Source organism: Streptococcus caballi DSM 19004 (genome assembly GCF_000379985.1).
GTDB classification, from domain to species: domain Bacteria; phylum Bacillota; class Bacilli; order Lactobacillales; family Streptococcaceae; genus Streptococcus; species Streptococcus caballi.
Window position 1 is genome coordinate 15,223 of record NZ_KB904078.1, and the last position, 16,478, is coordinate 31,700.

The following is a 16,478-nucleotide window of genomic DNA, read 5'->3' on the forward strand; positions in this document are numbered from 1 at the left end:
TTTCTTCCTTAATTTAGGAGATTAGTCTTTAGACAAACTACCAGACTGCGTGCGCGTCTTGGCGTAGACTGCTAGCAAGATACTACCCGCAATACCAATTGTCAAAGCATTTGAAATCGCCGCAATCAAACCTTGAGTAAAGACTTTATTAGCTGGTTCACTGTAAATCACAATATCTCCAAGAGGAGCAATCACGCCCCAAGCAATCAAGTTAGTCACGATTTGAACGAGATTAAACCAGACGTAATCATTGGCTGAAAGTTTTCCTTTTTCAATTTGGAGTTTATTTTTCAAAAGACCTATACCAAGTCCAACTAAACCACTTGGGAGCACCCATGTCCACCAAACACCATAGCCAGAAAACATGTCCTTGATCATGTGACCGATGAAACCAACAAAGAAACCCGCAACTGGGCCAAAGATAATAGCAAAAAGAGCTTGAACTGCATACTGCAATGAGATACTGGTATTTGAGAAGACAGGAATGTTGACAAAAATACCAATAATGACGAAGAGCGCTGCCCCGATACCTGTTGCAACAACTGTTTTAATAGAATTACTTTTCATGAGTTCTCCTTTATGTAAATGAATGATTAAGCAATTCGGCGAATCTCAATACGCCAGTTTGAACCAACACCAACATTGTAGGCCTTGGCAAAAGAACCTTGATTGATGGCTAGCCCTACACGATAGAGAGAATTGATATAGAGAATCGGCTGACCGATGCGGACATCAGCAAAGGACTTTCCATAAGTGACTTGGTTCTGGTAGACCAGCATATCATTATTGTAAATGGTCACTTCAAAACGATCTCCAAATTCAGGATTAAGTGTATAAAATTCTTCACGCTTGATAGAGGTCCAGAGTGAGCCAAAGCGAACATCCAGAATGTCGATGGCTCCAAAGACGGCGTCCTTATCAACCCTTGTCGCCACCTCTGGCAACTCCACGATATTATCAACCGATAACTCGGGGCCAACTTCTTCAAAGCTAATATGACCGCTAGCTAGCTTAGCGCCTGTGTAGGCATAAACATCACGGCCATGGAAAGTATAAGAATATTCTGTGTTCCGACGACGATTTTTAACTTCAGAAATTTCACGGATAGCCTTGATACCGACATGATTTTTAATGTAGGAAAGCGTTCCATTATCGGGGGTCACAATGAACTGATTACTTTCAGTCAGAGCTACAACACTCTTTCGCTTAGAGCCAACACCTGGGTCTACAACAGAGACAAAAGTTGTGCCCTGCGGCCAGTATTCAATTGTCTGAAAGAGGCGATAGGAGGCCTCGAAAATATTGTAGGGCGTGATGTCATGAGTCAAATTGTGAATTTCTAAGTCAGGAGACTCCTGCAAAGCCACTCCAAACATGGCTGCAACAGCACCATCAACCAATCCAAAATCCGATTGCAACACCAATAAATTATTAGTCATACTGATACCTATTTCTTTTTTAAAGATGTCTTATTTTACCATAAATAGCAAGCTTTTTGAAATTGTCTCTTTATTGAGCTAGTTATAAGTTTGAACTATAGCCCTTATAAAAATGGCTGAGCTTCTGCCCAGCCAGGTTGATTATGAGACTTTCTTTTTACGCCAAGCTGATTTCTCAGCTACCGCAGTAAAGAGAACATCCGTTGAAGAATTAAGTGCTGTTTCGCAGGAATCTTGGATGACACCAACGATAAAGCCAACACCAACCACCTGCATAGCCAAATCATTAGAAATACCAAACAAGCTACAAGCAACAGGAATCAGTAGGAGCGAACCGCCTGCAACACCCGAAGCTCCGCAGGCTGATATAGCAGCTACGATACTAAGCAAGAAGGCTGTTGGAAAATCAACAGGTATATCAAGCGTATTGACCGCAGCCATCGTCAAGACATTAATGGTAACTGCTGCGCCAGCCATATTGATGGTCGCCCCTAGCGGAATAGACACGGAATAAGTGTCCTTATTGAGGCCCAAGTCCTCACATAGCTTCATATTGACTGGAATATTAGCAGCTGAACTGCGAGTGAAAAAAGCTGTCACGCCAGATTCTTTCAGACAGCGAAGCACTAGCGGATAAGGATTTTTCCTCATCATGACAAAAGCAATAAGCGGGTTGACCACCAGAGCGACAAAAAACATGGTCCCAACCAAGACAGCGATAAGCAGGCCATAGTCTGTCAGCACCTTAATACCGTTCTCAGAAATGGTCTTAAATACCAAACCCAAGATACCAAAAGGAGCCAAATTGATAATCCATCGCACCACTTGCGAGGTCACTTCAGCCATGGTTTGCAAGAGTTCCTTTGTCGTCTCACTAACGTTGCGCATGGCTAGTCCGAACACAACAGCCCAAGCTAAAACACCGATATAATTGGCCGTTGATATGGCATGAATGGGATTATCTACAATTTTTAGTAACAGAGTTTGAAAAACTTCTGCTACTCCTTGAGGAGCTGACAAATCACTGGCTGTCGACTTGCTAAGGGTTAATTCCAAAGGAAAAATGTAATTGACCAAAACAGCAACTAGCGCAGCTGTGAATGTTCCTACTAGATAAAGGCCGATAACGGTGGACATATTAGTCCTCTGACCTTCTTCGTGTTGCGACAAGGCATTGGCAACTAGTACAAAAACCAGTAGTGGCGCAACAGCTTTGAGTCCTCCAACAAACATATCCCCCAGTAAGCCAACCACGGAGAGTTTAGGCGCTAGAAGACCAACAATCAGTCCTAAAACAACTCCGATAGCAATCCTCTTGATGAGACTGGTCTGGTTCCAAACTCTAATAAAATGTTTCATTTCTACTCCTAATCATCATTTTGCTTGATTTAATCATAATACAATTAACTTTGTTCGTCAAATTGGCTCTGCACTGCCTATTGACGCTTTCTTATCTCTCTGCTACAATTAAATTCATACAATTTTATACAATTCCAATCAATTTCAATTTTGAAAGATTAATTTTTAGAGGATACTTATGAAAAAAAGAAATACATACATCATCATTGGCTTCATGCTCTTTGCGCTCTTCTTTGGCGCGGGAAACCTGATTTATCCTGCTTTTTTGGGTATTTACTCAGGCTCTAACCTTGCTCTCGCCATCCTAGGATTCTGCTTGACAGGAGTGACATTACCCCTGCTTGGTGTGGTGGCGGTGGCCTACTCTGGTGCTAGTGACGTCGAAGACTTCGTCAGACCTGTTTCTCGTAAGTATGCTCTGCTATTTTCCATTGCTCTCTATCTCTCTATTGGCCCTTTTTTTGCCATTCCAAGGACAGGAGCAACTTCATATTCCATAGGGGTTGAGCCTATTTTTGGAAATAACTTAGCTATTAAGATTATTTACGGTCTCATCTTTTTTGGAATTTCTTACTGGTTAGCCATCAAGCCCAGCAAAATTGCTGACCGTATCGGTAAGTACCTCACGCCTGCACTACTTATCATCATCGCTATTTTAGTAATGGCATCCTTTGTTCATCCTGCTGGCGCCATCGGACAGCCCCACAATGCTGCAACAGATATTAGTAGCGCCTTCAAATCAGTACCTTTCGTAGCAGGCTTGATTCAGGGCTATGGTACCATGGATGCCTTGGCTTCACTAGCTTTTGCCATCTTAGTCATCAACGCCAGTAAAGAGTATGAGGCTGCAAATGACAAAGAAGTTGCCTCAATGACTTTCAAATCTGGCCTAATCGCCATCATTCTTTTGGCTCTTATCTATATCTTCGTTGGCCGAATCGGAGCTACATCGCAAAGTCTGTTCAGCTTTATCAACGGACAATTTGTCTTTGAAAAAAATAGTATTGATGGTGGTCACGTTCTCAGTCAAGCTGCACATTTTTACCTAGGAAGCATCGGACAAGCTGTGTTGGCTGCGGCTATTTTCCTGGCCTGTCTGACAACAGCAACAGGTCTTATCACAGCCTGTGCAGAATATTTCCATAAAATTCTTCCACGCTTATCTCACCTGGCTTGGGCTACTATTTTCACGTTGGTTGCTGCTGGTTTTTACTTTGGAGGTTTGTCAGAGCTGATTAAGTGGTCTCTCCCAGTACTCTACCTGCTTTATCCCTTGACCATTGTCATCATTGCACTTGTCTTACTCAATCCCTACTTTAAAGGAAGTGCCCTTGTTTACCAAGTTACTATTGCTTTAACAGCAATTGCTGGGCTCTACGATGCACTCTCAACGCTAGCAAGTCTAACAGAACTATTTAGACTGCCAAGCGCTGTTGTAGCCTTCTTCACCAAAACCGTCCCGCTTGGACAGTATAGCATGGGCTGGATCAGCTTTGCCATTTTCGGTTTTATCCTTAGCCTTTTTCTATCAAAACTTAAAAAGCAGTAAAAAAAGAGATCCGCAGATCTCTTTTTTATTTAACGATGGCTAACCTTACGTGTTAACCAGTCGCCTAAAAATTGAATAGCAAAAATAAGTAAGAGAATCATTAAGGTTGCTACCCAAGTGACATCGTTGTTAAAACGATAGTAACCATAAGAAATAGCCACATTACCAAGACCACCTCCACCGATAGCACCGGCCATAGCTGTTTCTCCAACTAAAGAAATAAGGGTTACCGTTGACACACGAATGAGATCTGGAAGACCTTCACTCAAATAAACCTTGACAATATCCCAGAAGGTAGCTCCTGATGCCTGAGCAGCCTCAATGACCCCACGATCAAGTTCTGAAAAGACAACCTGAACCTGACGAGCAAAAAATGGGAAAGTTGCAAATGACAAGGGAACCAAGGCTGCTGTCGGACCGAGGTTAGTCTGCATGATAAGCATGGTAAGTGATGCCAACACCGCAATCAGGATAACGAAAGGAATGGCACGAAAAACCGAGGTAACCTTATCAACAATCCAACAAACTACCTTGTTTTTAATGACACCATTTGGCCCCGTGAGCACTAGCAAGAGACCAACAACCAAGCCAACTGCGCCACCAACAATAAAAGGTAGCACCGTCATATATAGGGTATTCCAAATGGCCAAGGCCCATCCTGCATCACCTGACCAGCCTAGCTCAAAAACATTTGGCAAATAAGTTTTTAACACATCAATCATTTAGCACCTCTCTTTAAAACAATGACTTCTACACCAGCTTCCTGCAATGCTTTTTCAGCCTGAGCAACATTGCTGTCGCTGCCATCCAAAACTGTAATCATTTCACCAACTGGGATGTTATCCAAAATTTCAATGTTAGCATATAGAATATTAGCTGTTACCTGATAGTTCTTGTAGAGCTGATTGAGAATGGGCTCATCGGTTGATGTGCCTGCGTATTTTAATTGAGTCAAGACTGCTGTTGCAGGAAGATTCTTGACCACTTCCTGTTGCTCAATTTTCGCCAATGCTTCCTCTACACCTGTTGCTGTTTTGATGAATTCCTGTGTCAAAGCTTGCTTAGGATTTGAGAAAATATCCAGAACAGTGCCTTCTTCGATGAGATGACCATTTTGCATAACGGCTACACGGTTACAAATATCTTTGACAATCTGCATTTCATGAGTAATCATGACAATAGTCAGACCTAGCTTTTTATTTAAATCTTGCAGCAAAGTCAATATTTGCTTGGTTGTCTTAGGATCAAGAGCTGATGTAGCTTCATCTGAAATCAAAATTTTAGGGTCATTAGCCAAAGCACGCGCAATAGCCACACGCTGTTTTTGACCTCCAGACAATTGGGCAGGATAATTTTCCGCACGATCAGCCAGACCAACTAATTCAAGCAAATCCGTGACCTTTCTTTCCTTCTCCTCTTTAGATAGGTCAGAATGGCGCAACGCAAAATCAATATTTTCACGAGCTGTTTTTTGTGCCATTAGATTGAAATGTTGGAAGATCATGCCAATGTCACGGCGTTTTTGCCGCAACTGACTGGCCGATAGTTGTATTTTATCATCCGCAAAAGTCACATCACCATCAACAGTAACTTTGCCAGCCGTTGGGCTCTGTAAGAGATTGATAACACGCACAAGAGTTGATTTCCCAGCACCTGAATAGCCAACAATCCCGTAAATATCGCCTTGGTTAATATGGACAGTTACATCCTTGACGGCTTCAATGACACGCTTCTTTTGACGAAAGGTAATGTCAATGTGGTCTAGTTGAATAATTTTATTTTTCATAAGTCTTTATTAACTCCTCAATTAATTCAATATGGGTATAATAATCTGCAATTGAAACATTCTCATCGCCACCATGATCACGACTGTTGGCATTTCCAAGACCAAAAGCCACCATAGGAACACCTAGGGCCTGATAAATCATATGCATCGGACCAGTCCCAGCCGTAGTCGGCAGGACCGAGACACCGTCTTCATAAAGTCCCTTAGCCAAATCAATAATCTTGATAATTTCAGGGTGACTCATATCGCTACGGTAACTTTCCTCACCTAGGGTATAAGTCAATTTAATCCTCTCAAAACGATGCTTCCATAGATGTTTTTGAATACTGTCAAAAACTGCCTTTGGTGTCAAACCTGGCACTAAACGAACTTCCATCTTAGCTGAAGCTTGCGATGGCAAGATGGTTTTAACCCCTTTACCCAGATACCCAGATGAAATACCTTCAATGCTTAAGGCCGGCTCAAAGAAATAAGTTTTTAAAAACTCACGACGCTCAGCCTGCAAAACAGGTAGACGCAGGCCATAAAGTTTATGGAGAATATCACTATTTTCAATGGCATAACGTTCAACTAAATCCAACTCACGCTCGTTAGGGGCCTGAACTTGGTCATAAATACCATCAATGAGAATACGGCCGTTATTGTCACGCATGCTGGAGATAGCATTCAAAAGATACCAAGAGGCTGATTCAATCACCGCGCCATATTTAGAGTGGATATCCACCTCAGCACTTTCAACCGATAAATCAAAAGTTACGATTCCCTTGTTGCCACCTGTTATTTCTAGTTGACCAAGCGCATTTTTATTTCCCTGTTCCCAGATCAATAAGTCAGCAGGCAACAGACTGTCACGGTATTTTTCAAGGTATTTTTCAAGGTCTGTTGAAGCTGATTCTTCTGCACCTTCCATCATAAACGTGATATTGACAGGCAAATCGCCATGTTCGCGGACATACTTGCGGACAGCGGTCAGTCTGGCAGTAATGTGGCCTTTGTCATCATCAACGCCACGCCCGTACATATAACCCTTGTGAATAGTTAATTTGAACGGATCATCTGTCCAAACTTGATCATTATCCGCAGGCACCGTGTCATAATGATTATAAAAAATAATGGTTTTGGCATCTGGTTTAGAACTTTTAAACTTTGCAATAACAAAGGGGGCTTGATAGGCTTCATCGATGGTGACCTCCGCGCCAACATTTGAAAAAATCTCACCTAAATAACCAGCCACGTCAGATAAGCCGATCTGTTGGGCAAAAATTGACTTCTTGGAAATCAGCGTCCGCAAAACTTCAAAATAATGCTGAGCCACTTCATCTTGCCTAAACTTAGCAATCTGTTCTGCTTCACTTGAAAATGACATTTTTCTCCTTCTAACAAGAAAATAGGAGTGAGACGATTCCAGCCCCAAAACTGAATCCCCTGCACCCCCTATTTCTATAAATACTAGTTTACCATTACCAAACTGGAACGTCTACACCATTAGACGTTTTATCAATAACTTTCTTAACTGCATCCGTATGATAAGCCTTAACTAATTTCTTGATGGCATCAGCTTTGTCAGACTTCTTCCAATCTTTCTTACCAGCCAGAACGTTAATCCATTGGTGTGAATTCTTATCAATGTTTTCTTTATAAAGTGATGTTTTGTAATCAATTTTAGCTGGAATAGCGTAACTGTTGTTGACAATAGCTGCGTCTGCTGATGTCAAAGTACGAGCTGTCTGGCTAGCATCAACTTCTGTAATCTTGATGTTCTTCGGATTATCAGAAACATTAGCTTTGGTAGCCAATTCGTCACCCTTAACATTTAATGTCACTAAACCAGATGCTTGAAGAACGTAAAGAGCACGGCTTTCATTTGTAGCATCATTAGGTACAGCAATTTCAGCACCATCTGGCAATTCCTTCACGCTCGTGTATTTAGCTTTGCCATCTTGGCTTGTCCCTGAGAATAAATGAATTGGGCTGATGTAAGTATCCGCAATAGCCACCAAGTTTTCTTTGTTTTCTTTATTCCAGTTGCCCAAGAAGTTATAGTGTTGGAAAGCATTGATGTCAACTTCACCGTTGGCTACAGCCTTGTTAGGTTGTGAGTAGTCAGTGAATTCTTTGTATTTCAAAGTGATGCCATCTTTTTTCAGGAGTTCCTCAATCTTGTCCCAACGCGCTTGATCAGAGTCTGTTTTAGTCATGACACCAATCGTCAATGTTTTATTGTCATCCTTTTTGCTGCCACAAGCCGTTAACACTAAAGTAGCTGCTAAAGCAAGTCCTGCAAGACCTAAAACTTTCTTCAATTTCATGTTTTTTCCTCTTTTCTTATAATTAGAACTGTATCTATTCTCTCACAAATACTTGTCCATATCAAATTGTTAAAAGTAAGTAGTAGTTATAACTTTTAACTATACCCCCAACTTTCTTATGAAAAAACACGGAAAACCGCGCTTTTTTATTTTGTTGTTGGAACTACAAGATCTTTTGTCGTTGGAACGTAGTCACCACCGAGATGTTCTTTAGCCAATTTAGAAATAGTACCATCTTTCACCAAAGTTTTGATACGTTTGTTGACAAATTTTTGCAATTTTTCTTGGTCTTGACCAAAGATAAAGTAGATATAAGGTTGTTCTTTGGATTTCAATTCAATCGTTTTAAGATTGTCAAGACTTTGGTTTTTGATGATGGTATTAACAGTTGGTGCATCGAAAATCTTAAAGTCTGCTTTACCTTCACTAAGGTTAGTCAAAATTTGAGTGATGTTTTCGTTAGTATACTTCAACTCAACTGGTTTTTTAGCTGTTTTATTGAATTCTTCTAACTGAGCAGCCGTTGTTGTTCCTTGAACGACTTGTGTTGAGTGACCAGCAATGTCATCGTATGATTTAATTTTGCTATCCTTTGGCACAACAAGCACTGATGGGGTAGAACCAATTGGGTAGGAATAAAGGTATTTAGCAGAACGTTCTTCTGTAAAGCTAATATTGTTACCACCCAATTGGAATTTACCTGAATCAAGCCCTGTAAAGACTGATGACCATTCTGTTTTTTGGAATTTAACCTTGTAAGCTTTTGAACCTTTGAAGACTGCACGGGCAACTTCAACATCAAAACCTGTTAGCTTACCATCCTTTTCATATGAGAATGGAGCTGTTGTGCCAACTGTTGCAAAGGTTACTGTTTCTTTCTTGCTAGCCGCCTGAGCTGTGTCAGCTGTCGCAACCAAAGCCGCTACTGAAGCTGCCACACCCACGAGGGCAAATGTTTTTTTCAATTTCATATCTAGGTCTCCTTAATGTCTTATGCTACTATATTACCACGTTTGGCTTGTCTTAACTAATACTTAAAATTTATCACCGTGATAAAGAAATCTTATCACCATCTATAACTCTTATTTATATTGAAAATAATCCAGCAAAAAGAGACAAGTAAAAGCTATCCGAACGATAGCTTGCTTTTCTATAAAGTATGCACCAGATAATCAAAGAGTGACTGGCTGTTAGCACTTTCCAAGAGTAATTCAGGGTGCCATTGAATCCCCAGCAAAGGAAAATCACCCTCGCTCTCAAAAGCTTCAATAGTGCCATCACGAGGGTCATGTGCTGTTGCTATTAGGCCCGGTGCCAATTCTTTTACACTTTGGTGATGAATGGAATTGATACGACTCCCCGATGTCACCAGATGGCTGACGCGGCTATCAGGTTTAACTTCAACCTCATGAGCTGTACCTATAAATGCCTTCTGCCAATGATGCTCAACCTTCTGATTAAGCGTTCCACCCAGAGCAACATTTAGCAACTGCATACCACGGCAAACTGCGAAAATAGGTTTTTTCTGTCTAATGGCTTCCTTAACCAAGGCCAACTCAAACTCGTCTCGCTCTAAGCAATAGTCGTCACAATCAACTTCTCTTTCTTGACCATAGAAACGAGGATCAACATTTTGCCCACCAGACAAAATAAGCTTGTCAATCATGTTCACATAAGCCTTAGCTAAATCTGGCGTTCCCACTGGAATAATAATAGGCAGACCGCCAGCTTCCTTTACTCCATCTGACAGGTGACGTGAGACTGCATCAAAACGAATCCCTGACATAGCTGGCATTTCCTTTTCATTCCCTGTAATTCCAACGATGACTTGTTCCATTTTGCTCCTCACTTTCACTAAATTCAATACTACTATTGTAGTGCAAACAGGGTTAAATTTCCAATAGATCTTTTTTATCAATGTGATAAAGATTGCCTATCACCGTCAAATTAACTTTGAAATCCTTCAAAATATTGCTTTTTATTCACCAGCCTCACACTTGACAGACTTTACATAGCAACTATCATGATGGTATTTTGTATGTGTTGGGATACGTGTGCAACTATGTCTCTGGTAGAAATAATCCTCTTCAAAAATCCTTAGGAAATTTTTCTCCCCATTTATCTAAAAAAACATTGGAATCAATCTCCTTACGGACATTTATTGGCAGCTGACCCTTGCTGATTCTTTGGTTAGGAAATTATGACATTTTTAGGAAAAAAGAAAAAGCTTGGCGATACCACTAAGCTTTTATTTCTTATCTTAAAAATCCGCAACATTATGATAAACTTTTTGCACATCCTCGTCAGCTTCCAAAGCATCAACGAGTTTTTCAAAGATTTCGAGGTCTTCACCCTCAAGCGTAACTTCTGACTGAGGAATCATTTCAAGTTCAGTTACTTGAAATTCTTCAATGCCATTGGCACGGAGAGCTTCAATACCTTTGTGAAGATCAGTTGGTGCAGTATAAACAGTAATTGTTCCATCTTCTGATTCCACATCATCTACATCTACATCCGCTTCTAACAATTGTTCAAAAACAGCATCAGCATCATCACCAGCAAAAACGATAACTCCCTTTTTGTCAAACATGTAAGACACTGAACCAGCGGCTCCCATGTTCCCGCCATTTTTACCATAAGCTGAGCGCACATTAGCCGCAGTACGGTTAACATTTGAAGTCAATGTATCAACGATAATCATCGAACCATTTGGGCCGAAGCCTTCATAACGACCTTCAACGAAAGTTTCATCGGTATTACCTTTAGCCTTGTCAATGGCTTTATCAATAACGTGTTTTGGCACCTGCGCTTGTTTAGCACGCTCCAAAACAAATTTCAAGGCTGAATTTGATTCTGGATCTGGCTCACCTTGTTTAGCAGCCACATAGATTTCAACACCAAACTTGGCATACACTTTTGAGTTTGCACCGTCTTTAGCGGTTTTCTTAGCAACAATATTAGCCCATTTACGTCCCACGGGTTTCACCTCTTAGTATTTTTCTTTTTTTGAAAATAGCAGAGCTAAATTCATAATCCCTAATATTATAGCACTTTGAAGCCAGTTAGTAAAATAAGAATATAAAGCTCACGCAAGAGAAAAAGCCCCAAATCAACAGTTCAAGTAACACTAAAAGCAGTCATAAGCTCTGCCATTCTCCTAAAAAATAATACTTCTCCTGTCCAAGTCCATAAAACTTCTCTAGAACTTCTGTACAAGTAATCGCAGACCCGCAACCCCTCTAACAAAATCTACACAAATTGCAAAGCCCTAGAGATCTCTCTGAGAACTCTAGCACAAGATACTGATCTGGTCAAATTTTCTAATGAGTTTTGCACAGCGGGTATGTCTTCAGCAGTTTTTTTGACCACACTTACACGGTACGCACGTCCCGTCCATTTTTCTGACGGATTAGCCTCAAAAAGAAAATGCCAAGCAGAAAATCCGCTGGCATGTTCATAATAAGTCTTCCTTGCCAAAAACTGATCCTAACTTTGCTTCATTTTTCCTCATGTAAAAATGAATGATGGCGGTAAAAGATGTGCTTGACAATCTCTGCAAAAACCGCATACAGACATGAAATCAATATGAGGGACAAGAGCAGGCCCAGACTGATCCTTTGTAAGCCTAAAAAAGTATTCAGAGGACTGAAGATTAAGATGAACTCCAACACCAGAATCACCAAAAAGGCTCTAATCAGATTGCGACTTGGTTTACTCTTGATAAATGGCCTGGCTGTCCGAACAATCAACATAACTAAGATGGCAGATAGGATGGATTCGAACATCCAGCCAGTTTGAAAGAGGCTTTCCTTGGCATGGAAGAAGGTTAAAAGAATAAAGAAAGTCAGGTAGTCAAAAATAGATGAAAGCAGACCAAAGACAACCATGAAACGACGGATAAACTTCATATCCCACTTGATAGGAGCAGCTAACCACTCTGTATCCACCGAGTCACTGGCGATTTGAAGCGATGGGAAATCCGTCAAGAGGTTGGTCAAGAGAATTTGTTTTGGCAAGAGGGGCAAGAAATTAAGAAAAAGTGAGGCACCCGCCATAGAAAACATGTTACCGAAATTGGCACTAGTTGCAATGAAGATATATTTGAGGGTATTGACAAAGGTCTTACGACCTTCTGTAATGCCGTCAATTAGGACGTTCAGATCCTTCTTCAAAAGTACGATAGAGGCTGAGTTCTTGGCTGTATCTGCAGCGGTATCAACTGAAATTCCTACATCAGCTTCCTTGATGGCTGGCGCATCATTGATCCCATCTCCCATGTAACCCACTGTTTCTCCAGATCGTTTAAGGGCCGCAATGATTCTTTCTTTTTGATTGGGATTGATTTCTGCGAAGATATCCGCTTGAAGCACCTTAAGACTCAGTTGAGAAGGTGAATAATGGTCAATATCACTTCCTGTCAAGATGGTCTGCGTCCTCAATCCAATAGAACCACCCACATGCTGGGCAATCAATTGATTGTCACCCGTTATCATTTTCAGAGAGACACCGAGTTCCTTCATACGCGCAACGGTCTGAGGTAAATCTACTTTTACAGGGTCGCTAAACAACAGAAAACCTGCAAAGGTCAAATGATCGGCTGTCATTGATTTAGGATTATCAATAGCTTTATAGGCTAAGCCAAGAACACGATAACCAGCTTGACTATAATCACAATAGAGTTGTTCAATCTCTTCCTTGGCATCTGCCAAATCAGCCACTTGACCATTAGCATCTCGGTAGGACTGACTGGCTGCTATGATTTGCTTGAAAGCTCCCTTGCTGACCAAAATATTGCCAGTTAAGTAATCATTTTGAGCATCCGCCTTGACCAAAATCGATAACATCTTAGTCATAAAGGAATAGGGGATCTCATCTAACTTTTCAACCTGGTCTAGGTTAAAGTGAGATTGATCCAAAATAGCCTGATCAATGGGGTTGACATACCCTTCTTGTAAACCAGCATTAAGCGTAGCTAAATAAGCCACAAAATCCGAATCCTGACCTGCACTATCATGACTACCAAAGAGCTTGACTTTCCCTTCTGTGATGGTGCCCGTTTTATCCGAACACATGACTGTCATGGCACCAAAATTTTCAATGGCGCTCAGCTTTTTGACAATAACATCCTTGTCAGACATGCGCTTAGCACCTTGCGAGAGGTTGACGCTGATAATGGCTGGCAACATTTGAGGTGTCAGACCAACGGCAAGAGCAAGGGCAAACATAAAGGAATCAAAGAAAGGTTTCTTCATCAGAATGTTGAGCAGGAAGATAAAGCCAATCATAAAGGCAGTCACCCAGAGAATGAGCAGTCCAAATTGCCTAATCCCTTTTTCAAAGTCCGTATCATCAGCTTCTTGGCTAAGACTTTTTGAAATTTGACCAAACTGGGTATCCTTAGCCAAATGAACCAGTACAGCTTTTCCTTCACCACTGACAATGTGCGTCCCCATCCAAAGACAGTTAGCCCGCTTGGCAAGGGGTGTCTCTGCCTGACAAGCACTTGTATTTTTCTCAATAGGGAAGGTCTCACCTGTCAAACTAGATTCATCCACCGACAGATCCTTACTCTCCAAAATCAGACAGTCTGCAGGAATCATATCGCCTGCCCTTAACAAAATCACATCGCCAACTGTTAATTCTGTCGTGTCCAGCTCGACCTTTTTCCCGTCTCGTAAGACATCGGAGCTGACGCTGACCATTTTTAGTAGTTCCTTGATGGCTGTATTGGCCTGATATTCCTGACGAAAACTCAAGAGAGCACTGACCATCACAATGATTAAAATGATAATGCCATCTGTCATATCTTTCATGAGAATCGACAAAATGGCTGCAAATATCAAAATCATAGTGATTGGACTTTTCAACTGCTTGAAAAAAAGCAAGAGAATATGGTCTGTTCTCCTCTCTGCTAGGGAATTTGGCCCGTAATCTTGATAGCGTCGCTGAGCCTCTTCTTGACTGAGTCCTGACTCACTAGTGTTCAGTTCACTTAGCACCTTATCCGATTGATACTGCCAAAATTTTTCCATTATTCATCACTTCGTTCTAAATTATTCTAATCAAATTATAACAAATTCCCCCCTGAAATTCATGGAAAAAGGAAAACTCTTAACAACAAGTGATGTTAAGAGGTCATCTTTATTTGGCTAAATGATTAAGATAATCAGCGAAGCTTATTGGTTTTCGCTCAAGGACACGTTCAATGTCAGAGGATAGTCCTGCTTGTTCACCTTTAGCGATAGCTATGTAGGTGGACACCCAAGAATCATATTCCCAATCCTCAGCTGGCCAAACTTTGCGCGATTCATAGGCTTGTTCAACCGTCTCCTCAATGTAGGGAATATCTTTTCCTAAAATCTGGCTGGCCTGCTGAGCCATTTCTGCCAAAGTCAGCTCTTCTGGTCCCGTCATGTTTAGAGTTTGATTTCTCCATTGGTCTGGATTTTTGAGAATAGCTGCCGCTACCTGAGCTACATCTGAACGCAGGACAGCTGATACCTTACCACTAGCAGCAGGGCCTTTTATCTCACCATACTCACGGCACAAGTCCACGAAGAAATCAATATAGAAATTATCCCTCAAAAAGGTATAAGCGAAGCCATTTTCCTTGATATAATCCTCAGTTGCTGCATGGTCACGCGCCAAAGTGAAGGTCGCATCAGGAGCCGCATTATAGAAGGAGGTGTAGACGATGTGCTTAACGCCAGCCTCTCGTGCTGCATCAATGAAATCTTTGTGCTGTTGCAGACGGTGGGGATTTTCAGCTGCCGACACCATAAGGAGAATATCCACACCCTTGAGAGCCACAACTACCTCAGCCGAATGTTCAAAAGCAGCCTTATAAACCTCCGCTCCTGCCAACTTAGCTGCCTTTTCAGGACGACGCGCCAAATGCCTAGTCGCCAAACCAGCCTCAGCCAATTCCTGCGCCACTATGCCACCAAGATGCCCCGTCACACCTGTTAATGCTATTACTGTCATGATTTTCTCCTTTTTTTAAAATCATTATAACAGAAAAAAAGGCCCGCGTTGTAAAATGAAGTGCAACAAAAAAGACATGTTTGTCTGATATACTAGAATTCCCCAACTCAGTATAGAAAGCAGATGAACATGTCCACTAATCATTCTACCAAAAAATCGTTATATTCACACCTTTCAGCCTCTGAACGCGGAGAAATCAGCGCCTATCTCAAGATGGGCAAGAACCCCTCTGAGATTGCTCGTCTGCTTGGGCGTCATCGCTCAACCATCAGTCGTGAAATCAAACGAGGAAGTGTTTCTCAGGTTCAAGATAAGAACGGGAAACGAATCTACTCAACGGTTTACTTTCCAGATAGTGGTCAACGTGTTTATGAAACNAATCGTCGAAAAAGTGCCTATCATAAACTATCGTACTGCTCCCNGACCTTCTTNAAGGAACTTGAGAAAGCCCTGAAAACGAAACCTCGCTGTCACAGTGTCGATAGCTTTGTTCAAANTTACCGAGAAAAACATCCACTGGAAGTTATCCCTTCCACCAAGACAGTGTATCGTTACATCAAAGACGGACTGTTGAGGGTTAAACCGATTGATTTACCTAAGATGGTGAGCATCCGAAAACGGTCTAAAGTAACGCCTAAGGCCACGACGAAAATCTTAGGAAAATCCATTGAAGAACGTCCAGANNNTATNANTNANCGTTCTGAATTTGGNCATTGGGAGATTGATTTGGTTCTTGGCAAGAAAACCAAAGGTGAGGCTGTTATTTTGACCCTAGTAGAGCGTCAAACACGATTTGCCATCGCTGTAAAACTGGCTAATAAACAAGCAGAAACCATCAATAGGGCTGTTAAGAGCTTACTATCACAGTACCCTATTCGCTCTATCACATCGGACAATGGCTCAGAGTTCAGTAGCTTGTCAGACTTAAAAGGTGTGGAAGTCTATTTTGCCCATCCTTGTGCTTCTCATGAAAGAGGAACAAATGAAAATTTCAATGGTCTCTTGAGAGAGTTTCTCCCAAAAGGTGTCTCTCTTAACTCACTAACGACAGA

The 16,478-nt window shown here is 41.4% G+C and carries 13 protein-coding genes and 1 pseudogene; 2 read left to right on the top strand and 12 right to left on the bottom strand.

Going from position 1 to position 16,478, the window contains the following annotated elements:
• Positions 1-21: 21 nt before the first annotated feature.
• From A3GS_RS0105720 to sstT, 3 genes are all read right to left on the bottom strand, one after another.
• The gene (locus tag A3GS_RS0105720) at positions 22-567 is read right to left on the bottom strand and encodes an ECF-type riboflavin transporter substrate-binding protein (protein WP_018364467.1); all 546 of its coding nucleotides are present in this window, start codon (positions 565-567) and stop codon (positions 22-24) included.
• 26 nt (positions 568-593) lie between these two features.
• Positions 594-1,439 carry an SAM hydrolase/SAM-dependent halogenase family protein gene (locus tag A3GS_RS0105725; protein WP_018364468.1) on the bottom strand — a complete coding sequence of 282 codons (846 nt, stop codon included), beginning with the start codon at positions 1,437-1,439 and terminating at the stop codon, positions 594-596.
• 141 nt (positions 1,440-1,580) lie between these two features.
• Positions 1,581-2,798, bottom strand: a complete 1,218-nt coding sequence (sstT, locus tag A3GS_RS0105730; protein ID WP_018364469.1) for a serine/threonine transporter SstT — start codon at positions 2,796-2,798, stop codon at positions 1,581-1,583.
• Between the two features lie 178 nt (positions 2,799-2,976).
• On the opposite strand from sstT, the gene brnQ reads away from it, so the two are divergent.
• Positions 2,977-4,347, top strand: a complete 1,371-nt coding sequence (gene brnQ, locus A3GS_RS0105735) for a branched-chain amino acid transport system II carrier protein (protein ID WP_018364470.1) — start codon at positions 2,977-2,979, stop codon at positions 4,345-4,347.
• 29 nt (positions 4,348-4,376) lie between these two features.
• On the opposite strand, the gene A3GS_RS0105740 is transcribed toward brnQ, so the two are convergent.
• The 9 genes from A3GS_RS0105740 to A3GS_RS0105780 form a co-directional block, all read right to left on the bottom strand.
• Positions 4,377-5,069 carry a methionine ABC transporter permease gene (locus A3GS_RS0105740; protein ID WP_018364471.1) on the bottom strand — a complete coding sequence of 231 codons (693 nt, stop codon included), beginning with the start codon at positions 5,067-5,069 and terminating at the stop codon, positions 4,377-4,379.
• On the bottom strand, positions 5,066-6,133 hold the full coding sequence (locus tag A3GS_RS0105745; protein WP_018364472.1) for a methionine ABC transporter ATP-binding protein: 1,068 nt from the start codon (positions 6,131-6,133) through the stop codon (positions 5,066-5,068). Before A3GS_RS0105745 ends, A3GS_RS0105740 begins: the two co-directional genes overlap by 4 nt.
• On the bottom strand, positions 6,123-7,499 hold the full coding sequence (locus A3GS_RS0105750) for a M20/M25/M40 family metallo-hydrolase (RefSeq protein WP_018364473.1): 1,377 nt from the start codon (positions 7,497-7,499) through the stop codon (positions 6,123-6,125). Before A3GS_RS0105750 ends, A3GS_RS0105745 begins: the two co-directional genes overlap by 11 nt.
• A gap of 94 nt (positions 7,500-7,593) precedes the next feature.
• Positions 7,594-8,442: a MetQ/NlpA family ABC transporter substrate-binding protein gene (locus A3GS_RS0105755; RefSeq protein ID WP_018364474.1), complete on the bottom strand. Its 849-nt coding sequence runs from the start codon at positions 8,440-8,442 to the stop codon at positions 7,594-7,596.
• Positions 8,443-8,588: 146 nt separating this feature from the next.
• Positions 8,589-9,413: an amino acid ABC transporter substrate-binding protein gene (locus A3GS_RS0105760; protein ID WP_018364475.1), complete on the bottom strand. Its 825-nt coding sequence runs from the start codon at positions 9,411-9,413 to the stop codon at positions 8,589-8,591.
• Between the two features lie 179 nt (positions 9,414-9,592).
• Positions 9,593-10,279 carry a gamma-glutamyl-gamma-aminobutyrate hydrolase family protein gene (locus A3GS_RS0105765; protein WP_018364476.1) on the bottom strand — a complete coding sequence of 229 codons (687 nt, stop codon included), beginning with the start codon at positions 10,277-10,279 and terminating at the stop codon, positions 9,593-9,595.
• A 423-nt stretch (positions 10,280-10,702) separates the two neighbouring features.
• On the bottom strand, positions 10,703-11,419 hold the full coding sequence (locus A3GS_RS0105770; protein WP_018364477.1) for a YebC/PmpR family DNA-binding transcriptional regulator: 717 nt from the start codon (positions 11,417-11,419) through the stop codon (positions 10,703-10,705).
• A gap of 520 nt (positions 11,420-11,939) precedes the next feature.
• A complete protein-coding gene (mgtA, locus tag A3GS_RS0105775; RefSeq protein WP_018364478.1) occupies positions 11,940-14,474 on the bottom strand; it encodes a magnesium-translocating P-type ATPase in 2,535 nt (844 codons plus the stop codon).
• Between the two features lie 109 nt (positions 14,475-14,583).
• On the bottom strand, positions 14,584-15,426 hold the full coding sequence (locus tag A3GS_RS0105780) for an SDR family oxidoreductase (protein ID WP_018364479.1): 843 nt from the start codon (positions 15,424-15,426) through the stop codon (positions 14,584-14,586).
• Between the two features lie 129 nt (positions 15,427-15,555).
• On the opposite strand from A3GS_RS0105780, the pseudogene A3GS_RS0105785 reads away from it, so the two are divergent.
• Positions 15,556-16,478: pseudogene (locus tag A3GS_RS0105785) on the top strand (IS30 family transposase); the annotation flags it as partial.

Bases quoted from the DNA above. Each gene is read 5' to 3' on its own strand.
- A3GS_RS0105720 (WP_018364467.1), bottom strand. From the start codon at position 567: ATGAAAAGTAATTCTATTAAAACAGTTGTTGCAACAGGTATCGGGGCA.
- A3GS_RS0105725 (WP_018364468.1), bottom strand. From the start codon at position 1,439: ATGACTAATAATTTATTGGTGTTGCAATCGGATTTTGGATTGGTTGAT.
- sstT (WP_018364469.1), bottom strand. From the start codon at position 2,798: ATGAAACATTTTATTAGAGTTTGGAACCAGACCAGTCTCATCAAGAGG.
- brnQ (WP_018364470.1), top strand. From the start codon at position 2,977: ATGAAAAAAAGAAATACATACATCATCATTGGCTTCATGCTCTTTGCG.
- A3GS_RS0105740 (WP_018364471.1), bottom strand. From the start codon at position 5,069: ATGATTGATGTGTTAAAAACTTATTTGCCAAATGTTTTTGAGCTAGGC.
- A3GS_RS0105745 (WP_018364472.1), bottom strand. From the start codon at position 6,133: ATGAAAAATAAAATTATTCAACTAGACCACATTGACATTACCTTTCGT.
- A3GS_RS0105750 (WP_018364473.1), bottom strand. From the start codon at position 7,499: ATGTCATTTTCAAGTGAAGCAGAACAGATTGCTAAGTTTAGGCAAGAT.
- A3GS_RS0105755 (WP_018364474.1), bottom strand. From the start codon at position 8,442: ATGAAATTGAAGAAAGTTTTAGGTCTTGCAGGACTTGCTTTAGCAGCT.
- A3GS_RS0105760 (WP_018364475.1), bottom strand. From the start codon at position 9,413: ATGAAATTGAAAAAAACATTTGCCCTCGTGGGTGTGGCAGCTTCAGTA.
- A3GS_RS0105765 (WP_018364476.1), bottom strand. From the start codon at position 10,279: ATGGAACAAGTCATCGTTGGAATTACAGGGAATGAAAAGGAAATGCCA.
- mgtA (WP_018364478.1), bottom strand. From the start codon at position 14,474: ATGGAAAAATTTTGGCAGTATCAATCGGATAAGGTGCTAAGTGAACTG.
- A3GS_RS0105780 (WP_018364479.1), bottom strand. From the start codon at position 15,426: ATGACAGTAATAGCATTAACAGGTGTGACGGGGCATCTTGGTGGCATA.